Genomic DNA, 21,299 nt, shown 5'->3' on the forward strand with positions numbered 1-21,299 from the left:
GGGCCGGCCCTTCGTACCCGGGGGTGGTCCGCGCCGGATGTCACCTGCGCGCGGCCACCTTCTCGACGTAGTCCGCGGCGAGCACCGGGCCGTCGACGGCCCGCATCGCTCGGCTCAGCGCACCGACCTGCGCGCGCGTGTGCCCGTCCCTCACGATGCGGTCCACCTCGGCGCGCACCCGCTCGCCGGTCGCCTCGGCCTGCGGCAGGTGCACGCCGAGGCCGAGCTCCTGAAGCCGGTCCGCGACGAGCCGCTGCTCGGGCATGTGCGGCACCGCGACCACGGGCGTCCCGAAGTACATCGCCTCCATCACGCTGTTCATCCCGGCGTGCGACACGAACGCGTCCGCGTGCTCCAGCACGGCCAGTTGAGGCACCCAGCGGTGCAGCTGGACGTTGTCCGGCACCGCGGGCAGATCGTCGCTGTCGGCCAGCGGGCCCGCCGAGACGATCACCTGCCACTCGCTGTCCGCGAAGGCGTTCGCCCAGGTGCGCAGCGACTCCTTCTGGTGGTCGAAGCTGAAGCTGCCCATCGACACCAGCAGCAGCGGGCGGCCGTCGCCCGGGGGCTTCCATGGGGCGCCCTCGGCCCGGTCGCCCAGACACGCGCCGATGAAGGCGAACCTCTCGTCGAAGGTCTCCTCGGCGGGCTGGAACCGCCGCGGCAGGAACACCAGGTTCGCGTCGTCGGCCGCCGCGTTGAACTCCTCCAGCGTGACGCCCGCAAGGCCGTGGTCGCGCAGCAGCTTCCCCTGTTTCACGAAGAAGTCGACGAGCGCGGGGTGCTCCCGGTCGATCTCGTCCGCGTACAGCGCACCGATCTGCTGGGTCAGTGAGTAGTGCTCGTTGGAGGCGAAGGTCGCGAACAGCTCGATCGCGGGCCGCTGCCATTTGCGGGCCAGTACCCGGCCGGCGGCGAAGGTGCTGACGTCGTACAGCAGCACATCCGGTATGTCGTCGCCGAATCCGGCCTCGTAGACCGGAACGGTGGCAATGGCCTCGTCGATCGAGCGGACCGGCTCGCGCACCATGTAGTCCGCGTCCACCCGCTCGGGCAGCTTGCGCGAGGCGAGCCAGGACTCGTACTCCAGCACCTTCGCGCCGGCCTCGGCGGCCAGGGGTGCGAAGCGCGCATTGGTCGCGAAGGTCACTCGGTGGCCACGGCGCACGAGCTCCGATACGACGGGGAGCGTCGTGTTGATGTGTCCGAACGCAGGAAACGGCAGAAACGCCACGTGGTACGACGACATGAGCAGCAGCTTGCCAGCGGCGGCGCCGGTGGCTCCCCGCGCCGGCCCAACACTGGGCCTTTCACCAGTCCGTTGCTGCAGTTCGCCGCGGAGTTCGGGAGAACACCTGGTGTCCGGCCCTCGGTGTGGTTCCGCGCGCGGGCTCCGTGCTCCCGTGGGTCCGATGACCCGTTCCCGAGGAGAGAGCGAGATGCCGTGATCCACCCACCAGATTACGCCGATGCACGGGAGCTCCACCAGCACCAGCGCAACCCCAGCCTGGACGTCTTCTCACGGGGTTGGCCCGACCAGGCTTCTGACACGGTCTGCGGCTGGGGCTCCAGCGAGCCGCATACCCAGCTGGTCCGCAAGGGACTCCGGACCATCATCGAAACGTACGGCGTGAAGACGCTCAACGATGCCGGCTGCGGCGATCTGGCCTGGATGAGCACGATGGACCTCGACGGCGTCGACTACATCGGCTACGACGTCCACGAGCGGGCCACCTGGCCCGAGCTGAGGCGGCGTGGCTACCGGCTGGAGGTCGTCGACATCACGACCGCCGTGCTGCGTCCTGCCGATCTGCTGGTCTGCCGCGATGTGTTCATCCATCTGCCGAACGACATGGTCCTGCCCGCACTGGAGCGGTTCCGCGGCTCCTGCCGGTACCTGCTCACCACGAGTTACGCCAGCGATCCCACGCTGGAGCAGGGTGCGTTCTCCAACTCCGCGCGGATCGCCCAGCCGAGTCTGCGGCATGCGAAGCTCGACCTGTCCCTGCCGCCGTTCGACCTCGGGCAGCCGCTGGACCTCATCCCCGAGAACTCGCCCAACAAGTACCTCGGGCTCTGGGACCTGACCCGATAGCCGCTCCGCCGGCAGTCGAGCGCGTCAGCCGCGGGCACACCGTGGCTGACCGCGCAGTTCTCCGCGCCTCTTTGTCGCACGACCGGACCGCAAGGAAATTTCGCCGAGCCCGCTCGGCCGACGGACAGGAGTGTCATGGCAAGCCCTCTGGACCTCGCCTATTCGCCATGCCCCAACGACACGTTCGTCTTCCATGCATGGACGGCCGGGCTACTGCCCGGGGTGCCCTCCCCCAAGGTCACCATCGCCGACATCGACGTCACCAACGGGATGGCGGCGCGGGGCGAGCTGGACGTACTGAAGATCTCGTACGGGGCGCTGCCGTATGTCCTGGACCACTACGCGCTGCTGCCCTGCGGCGGCGCGCTCGGCCACGGCTGCGGGCCGCTGCTGCTCACCCGCACCGCCGGCGAGCCCGCGGACCTCGCCGGGCGCGTCGTGGCGATCCCCACCGAGCGCTCCACGGCATACCTGCTGTTCCGGCTGTGGGCGCAAAAGGCCCTGCCGGGCCAGGAGATACGCACCGTGGTGATGCCGTTCGACCGGATCATGCCGGCCGTCAGGGACGGCGAGGTGGACGCGGGCCTGGTGATCCACGAGGCCCGGTTCACTTTCCACGAGTACGGTCTGCACCGCCTCGTCGACCTCGGCGAGGCCTGGGAGGAACGGACCGGGCTCCCCATCCCGCTCGGCGCGATCGTCGCCCGGCGCGATCTGGGCCCCGAGCGGCTCGCGGAAATCGTCGGGGCCGTCCGCGCCTCCGTCCGGCACGCGTGGGCCGACCCCGAGGCGTCACGGGACCATGTGCGGGCGCACGCGCAGGAGATCGCACCGGAAGTGCAGAAGCAGCACATCGAGCTGTACGTCAACGAGTACACCGAGGATCTCGGCCCGGACGGTCTCGCGGCGGTCCGTGTCCTGCTGGACCGGGCCGTGCAGGCGGGGGCCGTCCCCTCGTTCCCGCCCGGCGCACTGGACCCGGTGGGCTCCGCGCAGTGAGGCGGGAGCAGCCCGAGGCCCTCCCCCCGGGGCTGCTCCCGCCGCGGCGTCAGCCCATCGCGGTGGCACGGCCGGCCATGACGGCCTCCAGGCGGTCGGCGACCGCGGCGGCCCCCGGGGCCGTGCGCACCTGCCGGCTCAGTTCGGCCACCCTGCGCCGCACTCCGGCGTCGCCGGCGATGGCTTCGACGGCGGAGCGCAGGGTGCCGGCATCGAGATCATCGGGGCTGATGGACCGGCCCAGGCCGAGGTCGACGACCTGCTGTGCGATCGCCCGCTGGTCCTGCTGCTGCGGTACGACCACCACCGGGACGCCTTGGTGGAACGCTTCCATCAGGCTTCCGGTCCCGCCCTGGCAGACGAACGCGGTGGCATGTCCGAGCACCGCCAGGTGCGGGAGCCACGACCGGGCCTCGACATTGGGCGGCAGCGGCCCGAGGTCCGCCGGATCGATCCCGCGGCCGAGGGTCATCACGACATGCCACGGGGTGCCGGCGAAGGTTTCGGCGCAGCGCCGGAAGAAGTCCGGGCGGCGGTTGACGGAGGTGCCGAGCGAGACCAGCAGCACAGGCGCCGCGCCGGGCGGGGGCGCCCACGCTCCTGCGAAGTCCGCCGCGCGCAGGCAGGGCCCCGCGAACAGGTAGTCGTCTCCGAACGTGTCCCCCTTGATCTGGAACTCCCGGACGACGAACGAGACATTGACCGCAGCCTCGTCACCGCCGGCCGGCCCGTCGGCGAACAGGCCGGCGACGCCGGCCGCTTCGACGCGGGAGGTCAGCTCCGCGGCCAGCTCGCGCAGCCGGGGATCGTCCAGGTCCACCGGTGTGTGTGCGGGATCAGCCTCGGTCCCGTTCTGCGGTACCTGCGCGTTGGTTCCGAAGCCGGCGTAGGTCCGCACCGTGGGCACCTTGTACCGCCGGCTCACCGCGGCCGCCGTGTCGGAGGCGAGCGCATCGTGCACGACCAGCTGGGGCGGGTCCGCGGCCGCCGCCTCCAGGGCCGCTTCCAGGGGTGCGAAGCTCTCCCTGAGGAAGGCCAGCAGCATCGTCGTCGCGGTCTCGGTGGATGTGATCGTCTCCGGGAACACGGAGGCGTAGGGCACGACGTGCGCTCCCGTGGCCGCGACGGTGGCGGCCAGCCGGTCGGCGACCACATAGGTGACGCGGTGGCCGCGCCGCACCAGTTCCTCGACCATGCCGAGGGTCGCCTTGATGTGCCCGTACGAGGGGAACCCCAGCCACAGCACGTGCTTTCCGGGCTGCTCCTGGGTGGCGGCCACGGGGCCGGGGGGCCTAGCCGGGGACATGAGTGCTCCTTGTCCCGGCCCGTCCGAGCCGGTTGCGGGCGGGGGCCTCGGGGGTGCCGGCCAGCTCCAGGACCGACTCGAGCAGCGAGGCCTGGCGGACGGCATCGACGGCGTGCGAGGCGCGGGCCGCCGGGTCGGCGCAGGCCTCGGCGAAGGCGGAGACCGCGCGGAGGAACTGGTCGGCGGCCGGCAGCGTCCACTGCTCGGTGTGGTCCCCCCGGCGCAGACACACCTGTGGCCGTTTGTCGGGGGGCGGGGTGAAGGCCCATTCCACCTCGATACGACCCTCGCTGCCCCAGACCGCGTACGTGTTGCGGTAGGCGTGATCCAGACCGAAGTCGCACTGGGCCGTGACGCCCGCGCCGTCGGCGAGCAGCACCGATCCGGCCATGTCGCACCCGTCGGCCTCCTCGTACCGGAGCCGGGCACCGAGGACTTCGATGTCGGCGCCGAGGAAGAGCTGGGCGGCGCGGACCGGGTAGCAGCCGGTCTCCCGGAGCGCTCCGCCGGCCAGTTCACGGCTGTAGCGGATGAGCGCTCCGTCAGCTCGCGGGATACCGAAGGAGGCGGTGAGGACCCGGGGCGTGCCGATGGCGCCGTCGGCGATCAGCTCGCGGACCCGCTCGTGCTGGGTGTGGTGGAGGAAGGCGAAGTTCTCCATGAACGCCAGGCCCCGCTCCTGCGCGGTCCGGGCCAGGTCCGCGGCCGCCGCCGCGCTCGCGGTCAGCGACTTCTCCACCAGGACGTGCTTGCCGGCCCGCAGGGCCGCGTCCGCCCACTGCTCGTGCAGGGCGTTCGGCAGCGGGATGTAGACGGCCTGGATGTCCTCACGCTCGAGGAGCCGCTCATAGCCGGTCACGGCCTCGCAACCGAAGCGCTCGGCGAACGTGCGTGCCTTGTCGGGGGTGCGGCTGGCCACCGCCACCAGCCGCAGCCGGGGGCAGCGAAGCAGGGCCGGGACCGTGCGGCGCCAGGCGATGTCGGCGGCGCCCAGGACTCCGATGCCCGTCCGTTCGGCATCAGACACGGCGTCCCCCGCGTTCTGCGCCCGGTACGAGGGCGATCGGAGAGGTGCGTGGCATTGGCTGCATGGTGTCCCTCGCCGCTGAAGTCCAGGGGCCGGCCGCGGCAGCCGGCCTCAGCAGATCCCATGTCTCTCACATCGCGCCCGGCCGCGGCCGGGCGGCGCCCGGAGTCTGCGACTTTTCCCAGACTGCGTGTTCGGGGGCGCGACGACCCCACTGGCCCGGGCCGCGATGGTGCAGGATCGCGGCGTGACCCGCGCGTGCGCGCACCGCTGTGGCGCCGTCGACGACAAGCCCTCGACAAGGGGTATCTCATGCGCGTGCTGTTCTCCGTGTCCCCCTGGCCGACGCATTACGCCTCTATGGTGCCGCTGAGCTGGGCTCTTCAGGCGAGTGGGCACGAGGTGAGGGTGCTGTGCGCGCCCTCGCAGACGGGTCCGGTGACCCGGGCGGGTCTGCAGCCGGTGCCGGTCCTGGACGGCATGGACGTGGCGGTCCACAACCGGATGTCGTATGTGCGGGAGGCGCTGCGCGGGGACTGGCCGTATCCGTGGCCACCGCTGCACCCGGTCACCGGCGCCGTGATGGACTCGCTCGACGACTTCGACCTGGCGCAGTACCGGCGGACGGCCGAGCCGGAGTACGCGCGCCGTGCCGCGCAGGGGCACGACCGGGCGGTGCGGTTCGCCCGACGCTGGCGCCCTGAGCTCGTCGTGCACGACCCGGTCAGCACGGAGGGGCAGCTCGTCGCCCACGTACTGGGCGTGCCTGCGGTGCTGGCCCTCTGGGGACCCGTCGGCACGCACGAGGCGCACGGCCCGGAACTGATACCCGAGGACCTGAGCCGCTCCTTCGAACGGTACGGTTGCGGCCCGTTCGGGGCCGACTCCATCGAGTACGTCATCGATCCCTGCCCCGAAGCGCTGGAGCCGCCGGTTCAGGCCTGCAGGCTGCCTGTGCGGTTCATCCCCTACAACGGAGGCGGCCTCGCGCCGGACTGGCTCGACCAGCCGGCCCGCGGTGTGCGGGTCGCGGTGACCTGGTCGACGGCGCTCACCTCCATGTCGGGCCCCGACTCCTTCATCCTGCCGCGGATCGTCACGGCGCTCGCCGACCTGGACGCCGAGGTGGTGCTCACCGCCACCAGGGACGATGTGGCGGCGCTCGGGGCGGTGCCTCCGTCGGTGCGGGTGCTGGAGCGCTGCCCGCTGGGCCCGCTGCTCGCGCACAGCGACCTCGTCCTGCATCACGGCGGGGCGGGCAGCGCGATGACCGCGCTTGCCGCGGGGGTGCCCCAGCTGGCCGTCACGTTCGCTGCCGAACAGGCCCGGATCGCCGAGCGGGTGCAAGAGGCCGGTGCCGGGCGGCACCTGCCGGGGCACCTCGCCTCGCGGGAGGCGATCCGGTCCGCGGCCGAGGCACTACTGAGCCGCCCCGACTACCGGCGGACCGCCTGGCAGCTGAGCGAGGACAACCTGCGGCGGCCGTCCCCGGTGCGGCTGGTGGACCGCCTGGTGCGGCTGGCCCGGGGCGGCCCCGGGCCAGCCGCTGCTCAGCGGTGCTTGGCGACGAACTCCCGGATGGAAGCGGTCATGTAGTCGGTCATCTCGGCGGTGATGCCCGGGTACACGCCGATCCAGAACGTCCGCTCCATGATGATGTCGCTGTTGGTCAGCCCGCCGCTGATCCGGTGCTCCACGTCGAGGTACGCGGGGTGCCGTACGAGGTTGCCGGCGAACAGCAGCCGGGTGCCGATGCGGCGGGCGTTGAGGAAGTCGACCAGTTCGGCGCGGCGGAACGGGGCGTCCTCGGTCAGGGTGAGGACGAAGGCGAACCAGCTCGGGTCGCTGCCGGGGGTGGCCTCGGGCAGCAGCAGGCCGGGCACCCCCTCGAGTCCGTCGCGCAGCCGCTGCCAGTTGCGCTTGCGGGCGGCGGTGAAGTCGTCGAGCTTGCCGAGCTGGCTCAGGCCCAGGGCGGCCTGGAGGTCGGTCGACTTCAGGTTGTAGCCGATGTGGGAGAAAATGTACTTGTGGTCGTAGCCGTGCGGCAGATCACCCATCTGGTAGGTGAAACGCTTGAGGCACTTGTTGTCCTCGCCCGGCTCGCACCAGCAGTCGCGTCCCCAGTCCCGCATCGACTCGGTGATCCGGGCCAGCTCCACACTGTTGGAGAGCACGCATCCGCCCTCACCCATGGCGAGGTGGTGGGCCGGGTAGAAGCTCACGGTCGCGTAGTCACCGAACGTGCCGGTGGTACGGCCCTGGTACGTCGACATGAGGGCGTCGCAGTTGTCCTCGACGAGGAACAGCCCGCGGTCCTCGGCCAGTTGGGCTATCTCGGTGGCCTGGAAGGGGTTGCCGAGGGTGTGGGCCATCATGATGGCCTTGGTACGCGGACCGATCGCCGCCTCGACCCGGTCCAGTGTCGTGTTGTACGTGGCGAGGTCCACGTCGACGAAGACCGGCACCAGCCCGCACTGGACGATGGGGTTGACGGTGGTGGGCCAGCCCGCGGCGACGGTGATCACCTCGTCGCCGGGGCGCAGCCGGCGGTCCTCGAGTTCCGGCACGGTGAGCGAGGCGAGCGCCAGCAGGTTGGCGGACGAGCCCGAATTGGTCAGGTGAGCCTTGCGGACACCGACCGTCTTGGCGAACTTCCGCTCGAAGCGCAGCGCGGTGGCGCCGGAGGCGATGCGCAGCTGCAGCGCGTGCTCCACCAGCGCGGCGCGGTCGTCCTCGTCGAGGACCGCGCCCGCCGGCAGGATCGGGGTGACGCCTGGGACGAATTCCTGCCCGGAGGCCTCCTGGTCCCGGTGGTACTTGCGGGTCAGTTCGATGATGGACTGTACGTCGGCATCAGTCATGGATGCCCTCCTCGTCCGCTGTGGTGGTCAGGTGTGGTGTCGTGGCGTGGGGTCGGGGACGCGGAGGCTGTCCCACAGGGCGTGCAGCGCGTCCGTCACGGTGCGGGTCGGGGCCCAGCCGAACTCCCGCCGCGCCAGGCCGGTGTCCAGGGGCCGGTCACCGGCGCCGGCGTCGCGGCGCACGGCGGCTGCCGGGCCACGCACGATCGTCGGGCCGGCCGCGTTCGGTCCGGCGATCCGGAGCAGCGCGTCCACCGTGTCGGTCAGCCGGACGAGGCCGCCCGAGCCGATGTTGACCACGGGGGGCAGCCGGGCCGCGTGCGCCGCGCACAGCACGGCGTCGGCCACGTCCCGGACGTCGACAAGCTCCCGTCGTACGCCGTCGAGTGGCGGCAGCCGCACCTCGGCCGGGTGCGCGGCGAGCTGCCGGGCAAGCCCGCCGAGCAGGCTGTCCCCGGGGGTGAACGGGCCGAGCGCGATCGGGATCCTCAGCACGGTCGCGGTCACCCGTCCCTCTGCGGCGGCGCGGGTGACGACCTGGGTGCCGGCGAGCTTGGTCTGCGCGTACCGGCCCACGGGGCGGGCCGGCAGCGTCTCCACCAGCTTCTCGTCGGGGTGCACGCCGTACTCGTACGCCGATCCGATGTGCACGAGCCGTACCGGGCCCGGCAGTACCTCGACGGCGCGCACCAGTCGCTCGACGAGGGTCACGTTGCCCGCGGTCAGCTCGTCGTCGGTGACGTTCCACAGGGCGCCCGCCGCGTTCACCACCACGTCGGGCCGCAGGGCCGCGAGTTCGGCGGCGAGCGCGGCGGGATCACCGCGGGCGATGTCAAGGGCCACGGGGCGGCAGCCCTCGGGCAGGCCGCCGGCGCGGCGGGCGACGGCGGCCACCGGCCGGCCGGCGTCCCGTAGCGCGGCGCACACATTGCGGCCGACGAAGCCACTGGCGCCGAGCACCACGGCGGTCGGCCGGCCCGCGGAACCCACTGGGTCCATCGACGAGTCTCCCGGATCATCTGGTCCGTTGGGGCGACGGCCCGGCCGGGCGATCACCTCTGCCGCCACTATCCACGCGCCCCGGGGATGCGCACACCCGCGACGGGGCCATGCATCCAAACTCTGGGTGTTTCCCCCGATGCGCGGCCCCGGCCCTCCGTGCGACCGGCGGCCGGACGACTCCCTGTCGCAGAAGCCCTGGGTCCGGGCAATTCCCTTGTACGAGTGGGGCGCTGCGGGCCGGGGCGATGTGAGTGGTGACGTTCACGGCCTGTGCCACCGCCAAGGTCGGCCGTACCGGATTCGGGCCACGGTGCGGCCGGAGAGCCGTGGCCCCTGCCACGTCCCCCGGGCAGGGCCACAGCCTCCGCTACTCGCACACCGGCTGCCCTTGGAGGAGCGGCTGCTCCTGCACCGGCTGCTCCCGGATCCAGCGGTCGACGGCTTCGGCGGTCGTGCCGGCCTGGTCCTCCATCATGGTGAAGTGGTTGCCGGGCACGTCCACGACGCGGTCCGCCTCGCTCCAGCCCGTCTGCCACTGCTCGGGAGCCAGTTCCTCGCCGCCTGGCATCGGTTCACCGGCCCGTACGAGCAGCACGGGGGAGGTGAGTCTCCCGGGCCGCCAGCCGCCCAGCAGGTTGAAGTACCAGCTCATCGCGGACAGCCTGGCGGCGTCCATGCGCGCGAAGCCGGCCTCCCGTTCGAACATTCCGCCGAGCAGCTGGTCCTCGAACTGGCCGAGCGAGTCGTCGCCCGGCACATAGGTGTCGAGGAGCACGACTCCCGCCGGAGACCGGCCCTCCTGTTCCAGCCGGGCGGCCGTCGCGTAGGCGAGGACGCCACCGGAGGACGAGCCCAGCAGCGCGAAGGGCGCGTCCCCGACCTGCTCGCGCACCATCCGCGCCAGCAGTCCGAGCAGGGCGTCCTCGGTGGCCGGCAGCGGCTCACCGGTCGCGAATCCGGGCACCGCGAGCGCGATCACCTCCCGTACGTCACGGAACGCCGAGGCGAACCGTGCGTACTGGTGCACACCGGCGAGCGCCACCTGCGAGCTGAAGCAGACCAGCCGGACCGGCTCGGTGCCTTTGGCCAGCCGGACCGAGGTGGGAGACTCGCGCACCTCGTCGGCGTCGCCGAAGGTCGGCCGCAGCTGGGCGACGCTCTGCAGCAGTTCGAAGCCCTCCCGCAGCCTGCGCTCCTCGCAGGCCCGGCGGAACAGCCGGCCGATGGTCTCGTCGGTGTCGGGAGCGCCGGCGGCCGCGGTGTCCGCGGGAGCCTCCGTACCGTCCTGTGCCGTGCCGAGCAGGGCGTTCAGGTGGCCGGCCAGCTCGAGTGGCGATGCATGGTCGAAGGCGACGGTGGCCGGCAGCCGCAGCTCGGTCCCGGCAGCCACCGCGTTGCGCAACTCCACCGAGGTCAGGGAGTCCAGGCCGAGTTCGAGGAACGGCTGGTCGGGCTGGATCGCATCGGCCGAGGGGTGTCCGAGGACGGCGGCGGTGGCACCGCGCACCAGGTCGAGTACCGCATCCCGGCGGGCCGTCCCGGTCAGTCCGCGCAGCCGGAGCCCGGTGCTGCGGCCGGCATCGTGGCCTGCGGCAGTGCGCCGGGCCGCCGGGCGGGCGAGGCCACGCAGGAGCGGGGCCGGTTCGGGGCCGAGCGCCGCGGTGTCGAGGCGGACGGGCACGAACTGGGCGGCGTCGACGCGCAGCGTGGCGTCGAGGAGTGCGAGCCCGTCCCGGTCGCCCAGGGCGAGCACGCCGCCGCGGGCCATGCGGCCGCGGTCCACTCCGTCGAGCCGGCCGGCCATGCCGTGCTCCCAGGCACCCCATGCGAGCGACCTGGCGGGCAGGCCGTCGGCGCGCCGCTGCTCCGCCAGCGCGTCGAGGAAGGCGTTGGCGGCCGCGTAGTTGGCCTGCCCCGGGGTGCCGAAGGTGGCCGCCGAGGAGGAGAACAGCACGAACTCGGCGAGCTTGTCGTCACGGGTCAGTTCGTGCAGGTGGAGCGCGGCGTCCGCCTTGGCGCGCAGCACCGCATCGAACCGGTCCGGAGTGAGCGAGGTGATCACTCCGTCGTCGAGGACGCCGGCGAGGTGGACCACGGCGGTCAGCGGATGCGCCGGGTCGACTGCGGCCAGGACCCCGGCCAGGGCGGCGCGGTCGGCCGCGTCGCAGGCGGTCAGGGTGACTTCGGCGCCCAGCCCCGCGAGTTCGGCCCGCAGTGCCTCGGCGCCGGGGGCGGCGGATCCGCTGCGGCTCACCAGGAGCAGCTGCCGGACGCCGTGCTCGGCGACGAGGTGGCGGGCGACCAGGCCGCCGAGGGCGCCGGTGGCGCCGGTGACCAGCACGGTGCCGTCCGGGTCCCAGACGGCACCGGGCTCCTCGGGTACGGCGACTCGGGCGAGCCTGGCCGCACGCAACTGCCCGTCTCTGATCACCAGTTGGGGTTCGCCGGTGCCGAGGGCGGCGGGCAGGGCGAGGACCGAGGCCTCCTTCCCGTCGAGGTCCACGAGGTGGAAGCGGCCGGGGTTCTCCGACTGGGCGGTCCGCACCAGACCCCAGATTGGGGCACAGGCCAGGTCGTCCGGGCGTCCGCTGCCGTCGCCGAGCGCGGTGCGGGTGACGAAGGCCAGGCTCGCTCCGGCGAACCGCTCGTCCGCGAGCCAGGACTGCACGCTCCGCAGTGCCTCACCGGTGATGTCCCGTACGCTGCGGACCGGTTCGGCTCCGGGATCGGAGGCGAAGGAGACCAGGACGATTTCGGGCAGGGTCATGCCCGCCGACGCCGCGGCCGACAGGGCCTCCAGGTCGGCGAAGGACTCGGTCCACACACCCGCCCCGGTCAGGGTGCCCATGATCTCCAGGGCGTCCGCGCCGACCAGCGCGCAGCGGCGGAACCCCGACTCCGTCTCCCGCGCCGCCACCGGCACCGGTTGCCAGTCGACGCGGAACAGCGCGTCCGTGTGGCGTGCTTCGCGGGGGCGGCCCGCGGCGTGGGGGCGCAGCGTGAGCGAGGCGATCGAGGCGACGGCTCGCCCGGCAGGGTCCACGGCGCTGAGCGCCACCTGCTCGGGTCCGGTCGCCGTCAGCCGGATGCGCAGTGCGGTGGCGCCCTGGGCGTGCAGGGCGGCGCCGCCGAAGGAGAACGGGACGAGACGGCCGGCGGCGCCGGGCAGCAGGTGGGCGAGAGAGTGCAGGGCCGCGTCGAGGAGGGCGGGATGCAGCCCGTACCGCCCGGCGTCCGCGCGGACCGGTTCGGGCAGCACCACTTCGGCGTAGAGCTCTCCGTCGCGCCGCCAGGCCGCGCTGAGGCCCTGGAAGGCCGGGCCGTACGCGACACCGTTCCCGTCCGGGTCCTGGTCGCCGTCGTAGAGTCCGTCGAGCGGCACCTCCAGCGCGCCGCGCGGCGGCCATTCGGAGGTGTCGAACGGCTCACCGTCGGCCATGGCCGCGGCGAGGGTTCCGGTCGCGTGCAGGGTCCAGGGTGTCTCGGCGGGCGCGTCGGCCGGCCGGGAGGAGATCCGTACGGTGCGGTTTCCGGCTGCGTCGGCGGGCTCGGTCAGGACCTGGATCTGCTGGTCGCCCGCGTCGAGGGGCATGGGAGCGGACAGCACCAGTTCGTCCACGAGACCGCAGCCGGCGTGATCGCCGGCGTGCACGGCCAGATCGAGGAGTGCGGTGCCGGGCAGCAGCGGCACCCCGGCGACGAGGTGGTCGGCGAGCCACGGGTGGGCGGCGGTGGAGAGCCGTCCGGTGCAGACGGACCCCCCGCCGGACAGCGGAACGCAGGCGCCGAGCAGTGGGTGGTCGGCGCCGGTCAGTCCGGCCCCCGCCAGGTCGGCCGGGACCGCGGCGTTCTCGGCCCAGTACCGCTGCCGCTGGAACGCGTAGGTCGGCAGGTCCACCCGGCGCGCACCGGTGCCGGCGTAGAGCGCCGGCCGTTGTATACCGGTTCCGTGCGCGAGCAGCGGGGCGAGCCCCGCGGCGAGCGTCCCGGTCTCGGGCCGGCCGCGGCGCAGGGCCGCGCGGACGATCGGTGCCGGTGTCGCCCCGGTGCCGTCGTCCGCGAGGCACTCCTCGACGGCCGCCGTGAGGACGGGGTCCGGGCCGAGTTCGAGGAAGGTGCTCACATCGGCCGCGCGCAGCCGCGTGACCGCGTCGTGGAACCGCACGGTCTCGCGTACTTGCCGCACCCAGTACTCCGGCGCCTCGAAGCCGCCCGACTCGGCGGCGTGGGCACCGCCGGTCGGCACGACCGGGATCGTCGCCGGGTGGTAGGTGACGGCCTCGGCGACCTGGCGGAACTCCTCCAGCATCGGTTCCATCCGGGCCGAGTGGAAGGCGTGGCTCACCCGCAGTTGCTTGCTCTGGCGGTCCGCAAACCTTCCGGCCACCGCGAGGACGGCTTCCTCCTCGCCCGACAGCACCACGGCCGTGGGCCCGTTGACCGCGGCGAGATCCACCCCTTCGCCCAGGAGGGGGGTGACCTCCGCCTCGGTCGCCCGCAGCGCCAGCATCGCGCCGCCCGCCGGGAGTGCCTGCATCAGCCGTCCGCGGGCCGCGACCAGCCGGCAGGCGTCCTCCAGGGTCAGTACGCCCGCCACGTGGGCGGCGGCCAGTTCACCGACCGAGTGACCCACCAGGTGGTCGGGTTCGATCCCGAAGGATTCGATCAGCCGGTACAGCGCCACTTCGAGGGCGAACAGCGCGGGCTGTGCGTACCCCGTGCCTGCCAGGGCCTGCTCGTCGGTGAACATCACCTCGCGCAGGGACGTGCCGAGTTCCGCGTCGAGGTGCTCGCACAACGCGTCCAGGGCCGCGGTGAACGCGGGCGCGGCCGCGTACAGCTCGCTTCCCATGCCGAGCCGTTGGCTGCCCTGTCCGGTGAACAGCATCGCCACGCGGCGCTGCGCGGCCCGGCCGTACGCGACGCCCGGTGCGGTGGTACTGGCCGCGATCGCGTCCAGACCGGCCAGCAGCCCCTCCCGGTCGGTGGCGACCGTGAGCGCCCGGTGGTCGAAGAGGGGGCGTGTGGTGGCGAGCGAGAAGCCGACGTCGAGCGGGGCGAGTCCGGGGTGCCGTGCCAGGTGTTCGCGCAGGGCCGCGGCCTGGCCGCGTACGGCCGCCTCGGTGCGGGCCGACACCAGGAGCGGCAGCACGGGCGGCGCCGGCCGGGTCTCGAGCGCCGGGGCGGGTGCCGGCTGCGCGGCCGGGGCTTCCAGGATGACGTGCGCGTTGGTGCCGCTGATGCCGAAGGAGGAGACGCCGGCGCGCCGGGGGCGGTCGGTCGTGGGCCACGGGACGGTCTCGGTGAGCAGTTCGACCTGCCCGGCCGACCAGTCGACCTCCTCGCTCGGCCGGTCCACGTGCAGCGTCGGCGGAAGCACGCCGTGCCGCATGGCCTGCACCATCTTGATGATCCCGCCGACGCCCGCGGCGGCCTGGGCATGCCCGATGTTCGACTTGAGCGAGCCGAGCCACAGCGGCCGGTCCCCGGGCCGGTCCTGGCCGTACGTGGCCAGCAGCGCCTGGGCCTCGATGGGGTCGCCGAGGACGGTTCCGGTGCCGTGGCCCTCGACGGCGTCCACCTCGGCGGGCCGCAGCCCGGCACGGTCCAGGGCCTGTCGGATGACGCGCTGCTGGGCCGGACCGTTGGGCGCGGTCAGGCCGTTGGACGCGCCGTCCTGGTTGACGGCCGAACCCCGTACGACCGCCAGCACCCGGTGTCCGTGGCGACGCGCGTCGGAGAGCCGCTCGAGCAGCAGCATGCCGACGCCCTCGGCCCATCCGGTGCCGTCGGCGGTGGACGAGAAGGACTTGCACCGGCCGTCGGGGGCGAGGCCGCGCTGCCGGCTGAAGTCGATGAAGGTCCCCGGGGTCGCCATCACGGTGACACCGCCGGCCAGCGCCGTGTCGCACTCGCCGGCGCGCAGCGCCTGCGCCGCCAGGTGCAGCGACACCAGCGAGGAGGAGCAGGCGGTGTCGACCGTCACGGCAGGTCCTTCGAGGCCCATCAGGTAGGCGACGCGGCCGGTGACGACGCTGCCCGCCGAGCCGGTGCCGAGGAACCCTTCGGCGCCCTTGGGGATGGTGCGCAGCCGGGCCAGGTAGTCGTGGTACATGACGCCCGCGAAGACTCCGGTGCGCCGGCCGCGCAGGGTGGTGGGGTCGATGCCCGCGGACTCGACGGCTTCCCAGGACGTCTCGAGGAGGAGGCGCTGCTGCGGGTCCATGACCAGTGCCTCGCGCGGCGAGATTCCGAAGAAGGCCGCGTCGAACTCGGCGGCGTCGTGCAGGAATCCGCCCTCCCGCACATAGCTGGCGCCGCCGGCGTCCGGGTCGGCGTCGTAGAGCCGTTCCAGGTCCCAGCCGCGGTCGTCGGGGAACGGGGTGACGCCGTCGGCGCCGGAACTCACCAGGTCCCACAGGTCGTCGGGGCTGCGGACGCCGCCGGGATAGCGGCAGGCCATACCGACGATGACGATCGGGTCGTCGGTGTCCGGGCCGGGGTGCCGTACGGGCGCGGCCTGGGCGCGGTCGGGGCGCTGCGCTCCGAACAGCCGCTCCAGCACATGGGCGGCGACGGCGTCGGCGGTCGGGTGGTCGAAGACGAGGGTCGCGGAGAGCCGCAGACCGGTCGCGGCGTTGAGGTGGTTGCGCAGTTCGACCGCGGTGAGCGAATCGAAGCCCAGCTCGCGGAAGGGCAGGTCGGGCGCCACGTCGTGCGCCGAGCCGTGGCCGAGCACGGTGGCCGCCCGCTCCCGGACCAGTTCGCGCAGGGCGGCGAGCCGCTCCTCGGCGGGGAGCGGGGTGAGCCGGTCGGTCAGCGAGTCCGCCGTGACCGTATCGGCGGCGGCCGCGCGTCGCCGCGGGGCGCGGACCAGGCCGCGGAAGACCGGCGGCAGGTGCTCCGCGGACTCGCGCAGTACGGCGAGGTCGAGGCGGACGGGCAGCACCGCCGCGTGCCCGGTGGCGGCTGCGAGATCGAACAGGGCGGTGCCGTCGGCGACGGACAGCGGCACCACACCGCCGCGGGCCATGCGCCGCCGGTCGGTGTCGCCGAGCTCGCCGGTCATCTCGCCCGAGCCGTCCCACAGGCCCCAGCCCAGGGAGAGCCCGGGAAGCCCTTCGGCGCGGCGGCGCTGGGCGAGCGCGTCGAGGAAGGCGTTGGCTGCCGCGTAATTGCCCTGCCCGGGCGCGCCGAGCGCGGCCGAGACCGAGGAGAACAGGACGAACGCCGACAGGGGCGCGCCGCACGTCAGTTCGTGCAGGTGGAGCGCGGCGTCAACCTTGGGGCGCAGCACCCGCGCCACCTGCTCCGGGGCCAGGGACGTCACCGTCGCGTCGGCGAGCACACCGGCGGTGTGCACGACGCCGGTCAGCGGGTGTTCGACGGGAACGGTGGCGAGGGCGGCGGCGAGGTCGTCCAGGTCCGTCACATCGCAGGCGAGGAGGCTGACTTCGGCGCCGTGCCCGGTCAGTTCGGCGATCAGCTCGGCGGCGCCCGGTGCGGCCGGGCCGCGACGGCTGAGGAGCAGCAGGCGGCGGATGCTGTGGGTGGTGACCAGATGGCGGGAGATCACGCCGCCGAGTTCGCCGGTGGCGCCGGTGACGAGCACGGTGCCGTCGGGGTTCCAGATGGGGGCCTCGGCTGTCGGCGGTGCGACGGCCAGACGGCAGGCGAGCAGCTCGCCGTCGCGCACGGCGAGCTGCGGCTCGGACGAGCCGTGAGCGAGGTCGGCGATTTCGGTCAACTCACCTTGTATGTCGATGAGTTGGAACCGTTCCGGATGTTCGGACTGAGCCGACCGTACAAGGCCCCAGACGGCCGCGCCCGCCAGGTCCCGCACATTCTCCTCGGGTCGGGCCGCCACCGCCCCGTCGCAGACGAGGACCAGTCGGCTCGTCTCGAATCGCTCGTCCGAGAGCCAGTCCTGGAGGAGAGCGAGGGTGCGCAGGACGGCCTCGTGCGTACGGTCGGCCAGTTCGGCTCCGCCCGCGTCCGCGACTCCAGTCCCTCCGGTCGTTCTGGTCACCACGACATCGGGTACGGACTGTCCGGCGTCGAGTGCCGTACGCAGTGCCGCCAAGTCGGGGTACGCGGCCGGGCCGCCGTCCTCGCCGAGGAACACCCGGTCGGGCGCTGCCGGCGCGTCCGGTGCCGCGATCCGAGTCCAGTCCAGCCGGAACAGGGCGTCCTGCGGGGCGGCGTCCACCGACTCGGCAGCGCCGGAACCCCCGGAGTCCCGAGCGTCCAGAGCCATCGGCCGGAGCGTCAGCGAGGCCACCTCGACGACAGGCCGCCCAGTGACGTCGGCGACCTGGACGGAGACGCTGTCCGGCCCGCTGTGCGTCAGGCGTGCGCGCAGGGCACCGGCTCCCACGGCGTGCAGGGTCACTCCGTTCCAGGAGAACGGCAGCCGCCCGGGGCCGCTCTCGCCCTCGGTCCCGGGGTCGCCGGGTGCGGTGGCGCCGAGCGCCATCGCGTGCAGTACCGAGTCCAGGACGGCGGGGTGCAGCGGGTAGGTGTCGGCGCCCGACGGCTGAGCGGGGTCGGCGAGCAGTGCCTCGACGAAGAGCCCGTCCGCCCGCTGCCACGCCCGGCGCAGCCCGCGGAAGACGGGACCGTACTGAAGGCCGAGTCCCGACAGAGCCTCGTAGAGCCCGGCCGTGTCCAGTTCCCGCGCGCCGTCCGGAGGCCACTGGGTGAGGTCGTACGACGGTTCCTCGTCCTGGGCCGGGGCGAGCAGGCCGGTGGCGTGCCGTGTCCACCGGTCGGCCGGCTCACTTTCCTGCCGGGAGGACACCTGTACGGAGCGGCAGCCGGTGGCGTCCCGCGCGCCGACCAGCAGCTGCACATGTACGACACCGCTCTCCGGGATCACCAGAGGAGCCGTCAGGGTCAGCTCCTCGACCCTCTCGCAGCCCACACGCTCCCCGGCGCACAGGGCGAGGTCGAGCAGTCCGGTGCCGGGGAACACGATCCGGCCTGCCACCCGATGGTCCGCGAGCCAGGGATGTGACTGCGCCGAAAGCCCGCCCAGGAACAGTACGTCCCCCGAGTCCGCCAGGCTGATCACGGCCTGGAGCAGAGGGTGACCGGCCCCCACGGAGCCGAGCGGGATCGGGCCCGCGGTGAGACGGGCGGTCGGCCAGTAGCGCTGGTGCTGGAAGGCGTAGGTGGGCAGGCCGACGGTGCGGGCGCCGGTCGGTGCGTAGAACGCCGTCCAGTCGACGTCGGCTCCGTCCGCCCACAGGCGGGCCAGCGCCGTGACGGCGGTTGCGGGCTCGGACTGCTTACGGTTCAGCGCTGCTACGGCAAGGGTTTCGCCGTCGTACGTCTCCTCGATGGCACCGACCAGCGTGGCGTCCGGGCCCAGCTCCAGGAAACGGGTGACACCCAGGGACTTGAGGTGGGTGATCGCGTCGGCGAAGCGGACCGTGCCGCGTACCTGGTCGGTCCAGTACGACGCGGTGAACTCGGTGACCGGCTCGGCCGTGAGCGTGGAGATGATCGGGATGCGGGGGCTGTCGTACGTCAACTCGCTTGCAGCAGCCGCGAATGCGTCCAGCATCGGGTCCATCAGCGGCGAATGGAAGGCGTGGCTGACCTCGAGCCAGCGTCCCTGACGATCGGTGAGCTGGGCGGCCACCGCCTCAACTGCTTCACGGGTGCCTGACAGGACGACCTGGCCGGGAGCGTTCACCGCCGCCACGGAGACGTCACCGGCCTCGGCCAGCAGTGGAGTGACTTCCTGGAGCGTGGCCCGTACCGCCCACATCGCACCACCGGTCGGCAGCGCCTGCATCAACCCGGCACGGGCGGAAACCAGCCGGCACGCGTCGGCGAGTGAGAAGACCCCGGCGACGTGGGCGGCGGCCAGCTCACCGACCGAGTGGCCGATGAGGTAGTCCGGGTGGACACCCCAGGACTCCACCAGCCGGAACAGCGCCACCTCGACAGCGAACAGCGCGGGCTGTGCCCACCCCGTCCGGCCCAGGGCCTCCGCATCGGTGAACATCACCTCGCGCAATCCGTCGAAGTGACCGCATATCTCATCGAGGGCAGTGGCGAAGACCGGGAAGGCCTCTGCCAGCTCCCGGCCCATACCGACGCGCTGACCGCCCTGACCTGAGAACACGAACCCGGTCAGGCCGTCCCGGGCCACTACGGGCACCACCGGCTCACCCAGCCGCGTACGGAGCTCATCGGTGCCTGCACCCAGGACGACAGCCCGGTGCTCCAGTGCCGCCCGGGTCGTCGCCAGCGACAAGCCGACATCGACTGCGCCCAGACCGTCCACCCCGGAAGCCAGCCGCCGCACCTGCCCTGCGACACCGGCCGCCGTCTTCGACGACACCACCCACGGCACCACCGGCAGCACAACATCCGAAGCCACCACCGGCACCTCCTGAGCGGGCGGCGCCTCCTCGATGATCACGTGCGCGTTCGTCCCGCTGATTCCGAAGGACGACACTCCAGCCCGGCGGAGCCGTTCGGAGTGCGGCCACTCGCGGGGCTCGGACAGCAGCTCCACCGCGCCGGCCGACCAGTCCACGTGCGAGGACGGCGTACCGACGTGGAGAGACCGGGGCAGCGTCTCGTGCCGCATCGCCAGGATCATCTTCATCACGCCCGCGACACCGGCCGCCGCCTGCGTGTGCCCGATGTTCGACTTGATCGAACCCAGCCACAACGGCTGCTCCGCCGGCCGGTCCTGGCCATAGGTGGCAAGGAGTGCCTGCGCCTCGATCGGGTCACCCAGCTTGGTGCCCGTGCCATGCGCCTCCACCGCATCCACGTCAGCGGAGGTCAGGCCGGAGTTGGCCAACGCCTGGCGAATGACTCGCTGCTGCGACGGACCGTTCGGGGCGGTGAGACCGTTGGACGCACCGTCCTGATTGACCGCCGAACCCCGCACCACCGCCAGCACCTGGTGACCGTTGCGCCGCGCGTCCGACAACCGCTCCAGAACCAGGACACCCACGCCCTCGCCCCAGCCCGTACCGTCCGCGTCGTCCGAGAACGCCTTGCACCGGCCGTCCCCGGCCAGACCACCCTGCCGCTCGAACTCGATGAACGCACCCGGCGTCGACATCAGCGTCACACCACCGGCCAACGCAAGATCACACTCACCCGACCGCAACGACTGCGCCGCCAGATGCAGAGCCACGAGCGAGGACGAGCAGGCCGTGTCGATCGTGACGGCCGGGCCCTCGAGACCCAGCGCATACGAGACCCGCCCCGACAACACACTGCCCGAACTGCCCGTCCCGCCATAGCCCTCGGCGGACTCCCCCGCCAACGCCAACGCCGCCGGATAGTCCTGCCCGTTCGTCCCCGCAAAAACCCCCACCGGAAGTCCACGCAAGGAGAACGGTGCAATACCCGACCGCTCCAGCGACTCCCACACGACCTCAAGCAGCAACCGCTGCTGCGGATCCATCGCCAACGCCTCACGCGGCGAGATCCCGAACAGGCCGGCATCGAAATCCGCCACACCCTCGACGAACCCGCCGACACCGTGGCCAGCATCCCAGCCTCGGTCCGGGGGGAACTCGCCCAGCGCGTCGATCCCTTCCGCCACCACCCGCCAGAGTCCCTCCGGCGAGTTCACCCCGCCAGGGAAGCGGCAGCCCATGCCCACCACGACCACGGGTTCGGTTCCGGCGGACTCCACGCTGTGAAGGCGCTGCTTGGTCTCGTGAAGCTCAAGCGTGACCTTCTTCAAGTATCCGAGAAGCTTGTCCTCGTTACTCATCAAGCTCACCGCGTCCCGATCTCGTGGTCGATAAGTGCAAAGATGTCGTCGGATGTAGCGGCCTCGATCTTTGCCGAGATGTCCACGGCGCTCGCGTCAGATGGCGCACCGTCCAGTCGTTTCATCAGTTGTTGCAGGCGCGAGGCGATTCTCAGCCGCGCATACTCAGGGGCGGGCAGGGCCAGCAAGGCGGTCTCGATCCTGTCCAGTTCGGCCGCTACGTCCCGGACCTCGTCGGCCGACTCTTCGGCCAG

General features: G+C 72.6%; 9 protein-coding genes. 3 read left to right on the top strand and 6 right to left on the bottom strand.

The window, feature by feature from the left end:
• Positions 1-40 precede the first annotated feature (40 nt).
• Entirely contained in the window at positions 41-1,249 is a 1,209-nt protein-coding gene (locus OG878_RS40980; protein WP_328891789.1) for a macrolide family glycosyltransferase, read from the bottom strand.
• Between the two features lie 195 nt (positions 1,250-1,444).
• Between OG878_RS40980 and OG878_RS40985 the strand changes: the two genes are divergently transcribed.
• Both OG878_RS40985 and OG878_RS40990 read left to right on the top strand, forming a co-directional pair.
• A complete protein-coding gene (locus tag OG878_RS40985) occupies positions 1,445-2,095 on the top strand; it encodes a class I SAM-dependent methyltransferase (protein WP_328891790.1) in 651 nt (216 codons plus the stop codon).
• A 135-nt stretch (positions 2,096-2,230) separates the two neighbouring features.
• On the top strand, positions 2,231-3,094 hold the full coding sequence (locus OG878_RS40990; RefSeq protein WP_328891791.1) for a 1,4-dihydroxy-6-naphthoate synthase: 864 nt from the start codon (positions 2,231-2,233) through the stop codon (positions 3,092-3,094).
• Positions 3,095-3,143: 49 nt separating this feature from the next.
• On the opposite strand, the gene OG878_RS40995 is transcribed toward OG878_RS40990, so the two are convergent.
• A complete protein-coding gene (locus OG878_RS40995) occupies positions 3,144-4,400 on the bottom strand; it encodes a macrolide family glycosyltransferase (RefSeq protein WP_328891792.1) in 1,257 nt (418 codons plus the stop codon).
• Positions 4,387-5,427, bottom strand: a complete 1,041-nt coding sequence (locus OG878_RS41000; protein ID WP_328891793.1) for a Gfo/Idh/MocA family protein — start codon at positions 5,425-5,427, stop codon at positions 4,387-4,389. The genes OG878_RS40995 and OG878_RS41000 overlap by 14 nt, the downstream gene beginning before the upstream one ends.
• Before the next feature lie 312 nt (positions 5,428-5,739).
• On the opposite strand from OG878_RS41000, the gene OG878_RS41005 reads away from it, so the two are divergent.
• Positions 5,740-7,023 (top strand): nucleotide disphospho-sugar-binding domain-containing protein, encoded by a 1,284-nt coding sequence (locus OG878_RS41005; protein ID WP_328891794.1) that lies wholly within the window; start codon positions 5,740-5,742, stop codon positions 7,021-7,023.
• Here the strand turns inward: OG878_RS41005 and rfbH are convergent.
• From rfbH to OG878_RS41020, 3 genes are all read right to left on the bottom strand, one after another.
• The gene (gene rfbH, locus OG878_RS41010) at positions 6,978-8,288 is read right to left on the bottom strand and encodes a lipopolysaccharide biosynthesis protein RfbH (RefSeq protein ID WP_328891795.1); all 1,311 of its coding nucleotides are present in this window, start codon (positions 8,286-8,288) and stop codon (positions 6,978-6,980) included. The two genes, OG878_RS41005 and rfbH, sit on opposite strands and share 46 nt — an antisense overlap.
• A 27-nt stretch (positions 8,289-8,315) precedes the next feature.
• On the bottom strand, positions 8,316-9,287 hold the full coding sequence (locus OG878_RS41015) for an NAD-dependent epimerase/dehydratase family protein (protein WP_328891796.1): 972 nt from the start codon (positions 9,285-9,287) through the stop codon (positions 8,316-8,318).
• A 370-nt stretch (positions 9,288-9,657) separates the two neighbouring features.
• A complete protein-coding gene (locus OG878_RS41020) occupies positions 9,658-21,045 on the bottom strand; it encodes a type I polyketide synthase (protein WP_328891797.1) in 11,388 nt (3,795 codons plus the stop codon).
• Between the last annotated feature and the right edge of the window lie 254 nt (positions 21,046-21,299).

This window comes from Streptomyces sp. NBC_00316 (assembly GCF_036158715.1).
Lineage (GTDB): Bacteria > Actinomycetota > Actinomycetes > Streptomycetales > Streptomycetaceae > Streptomyces.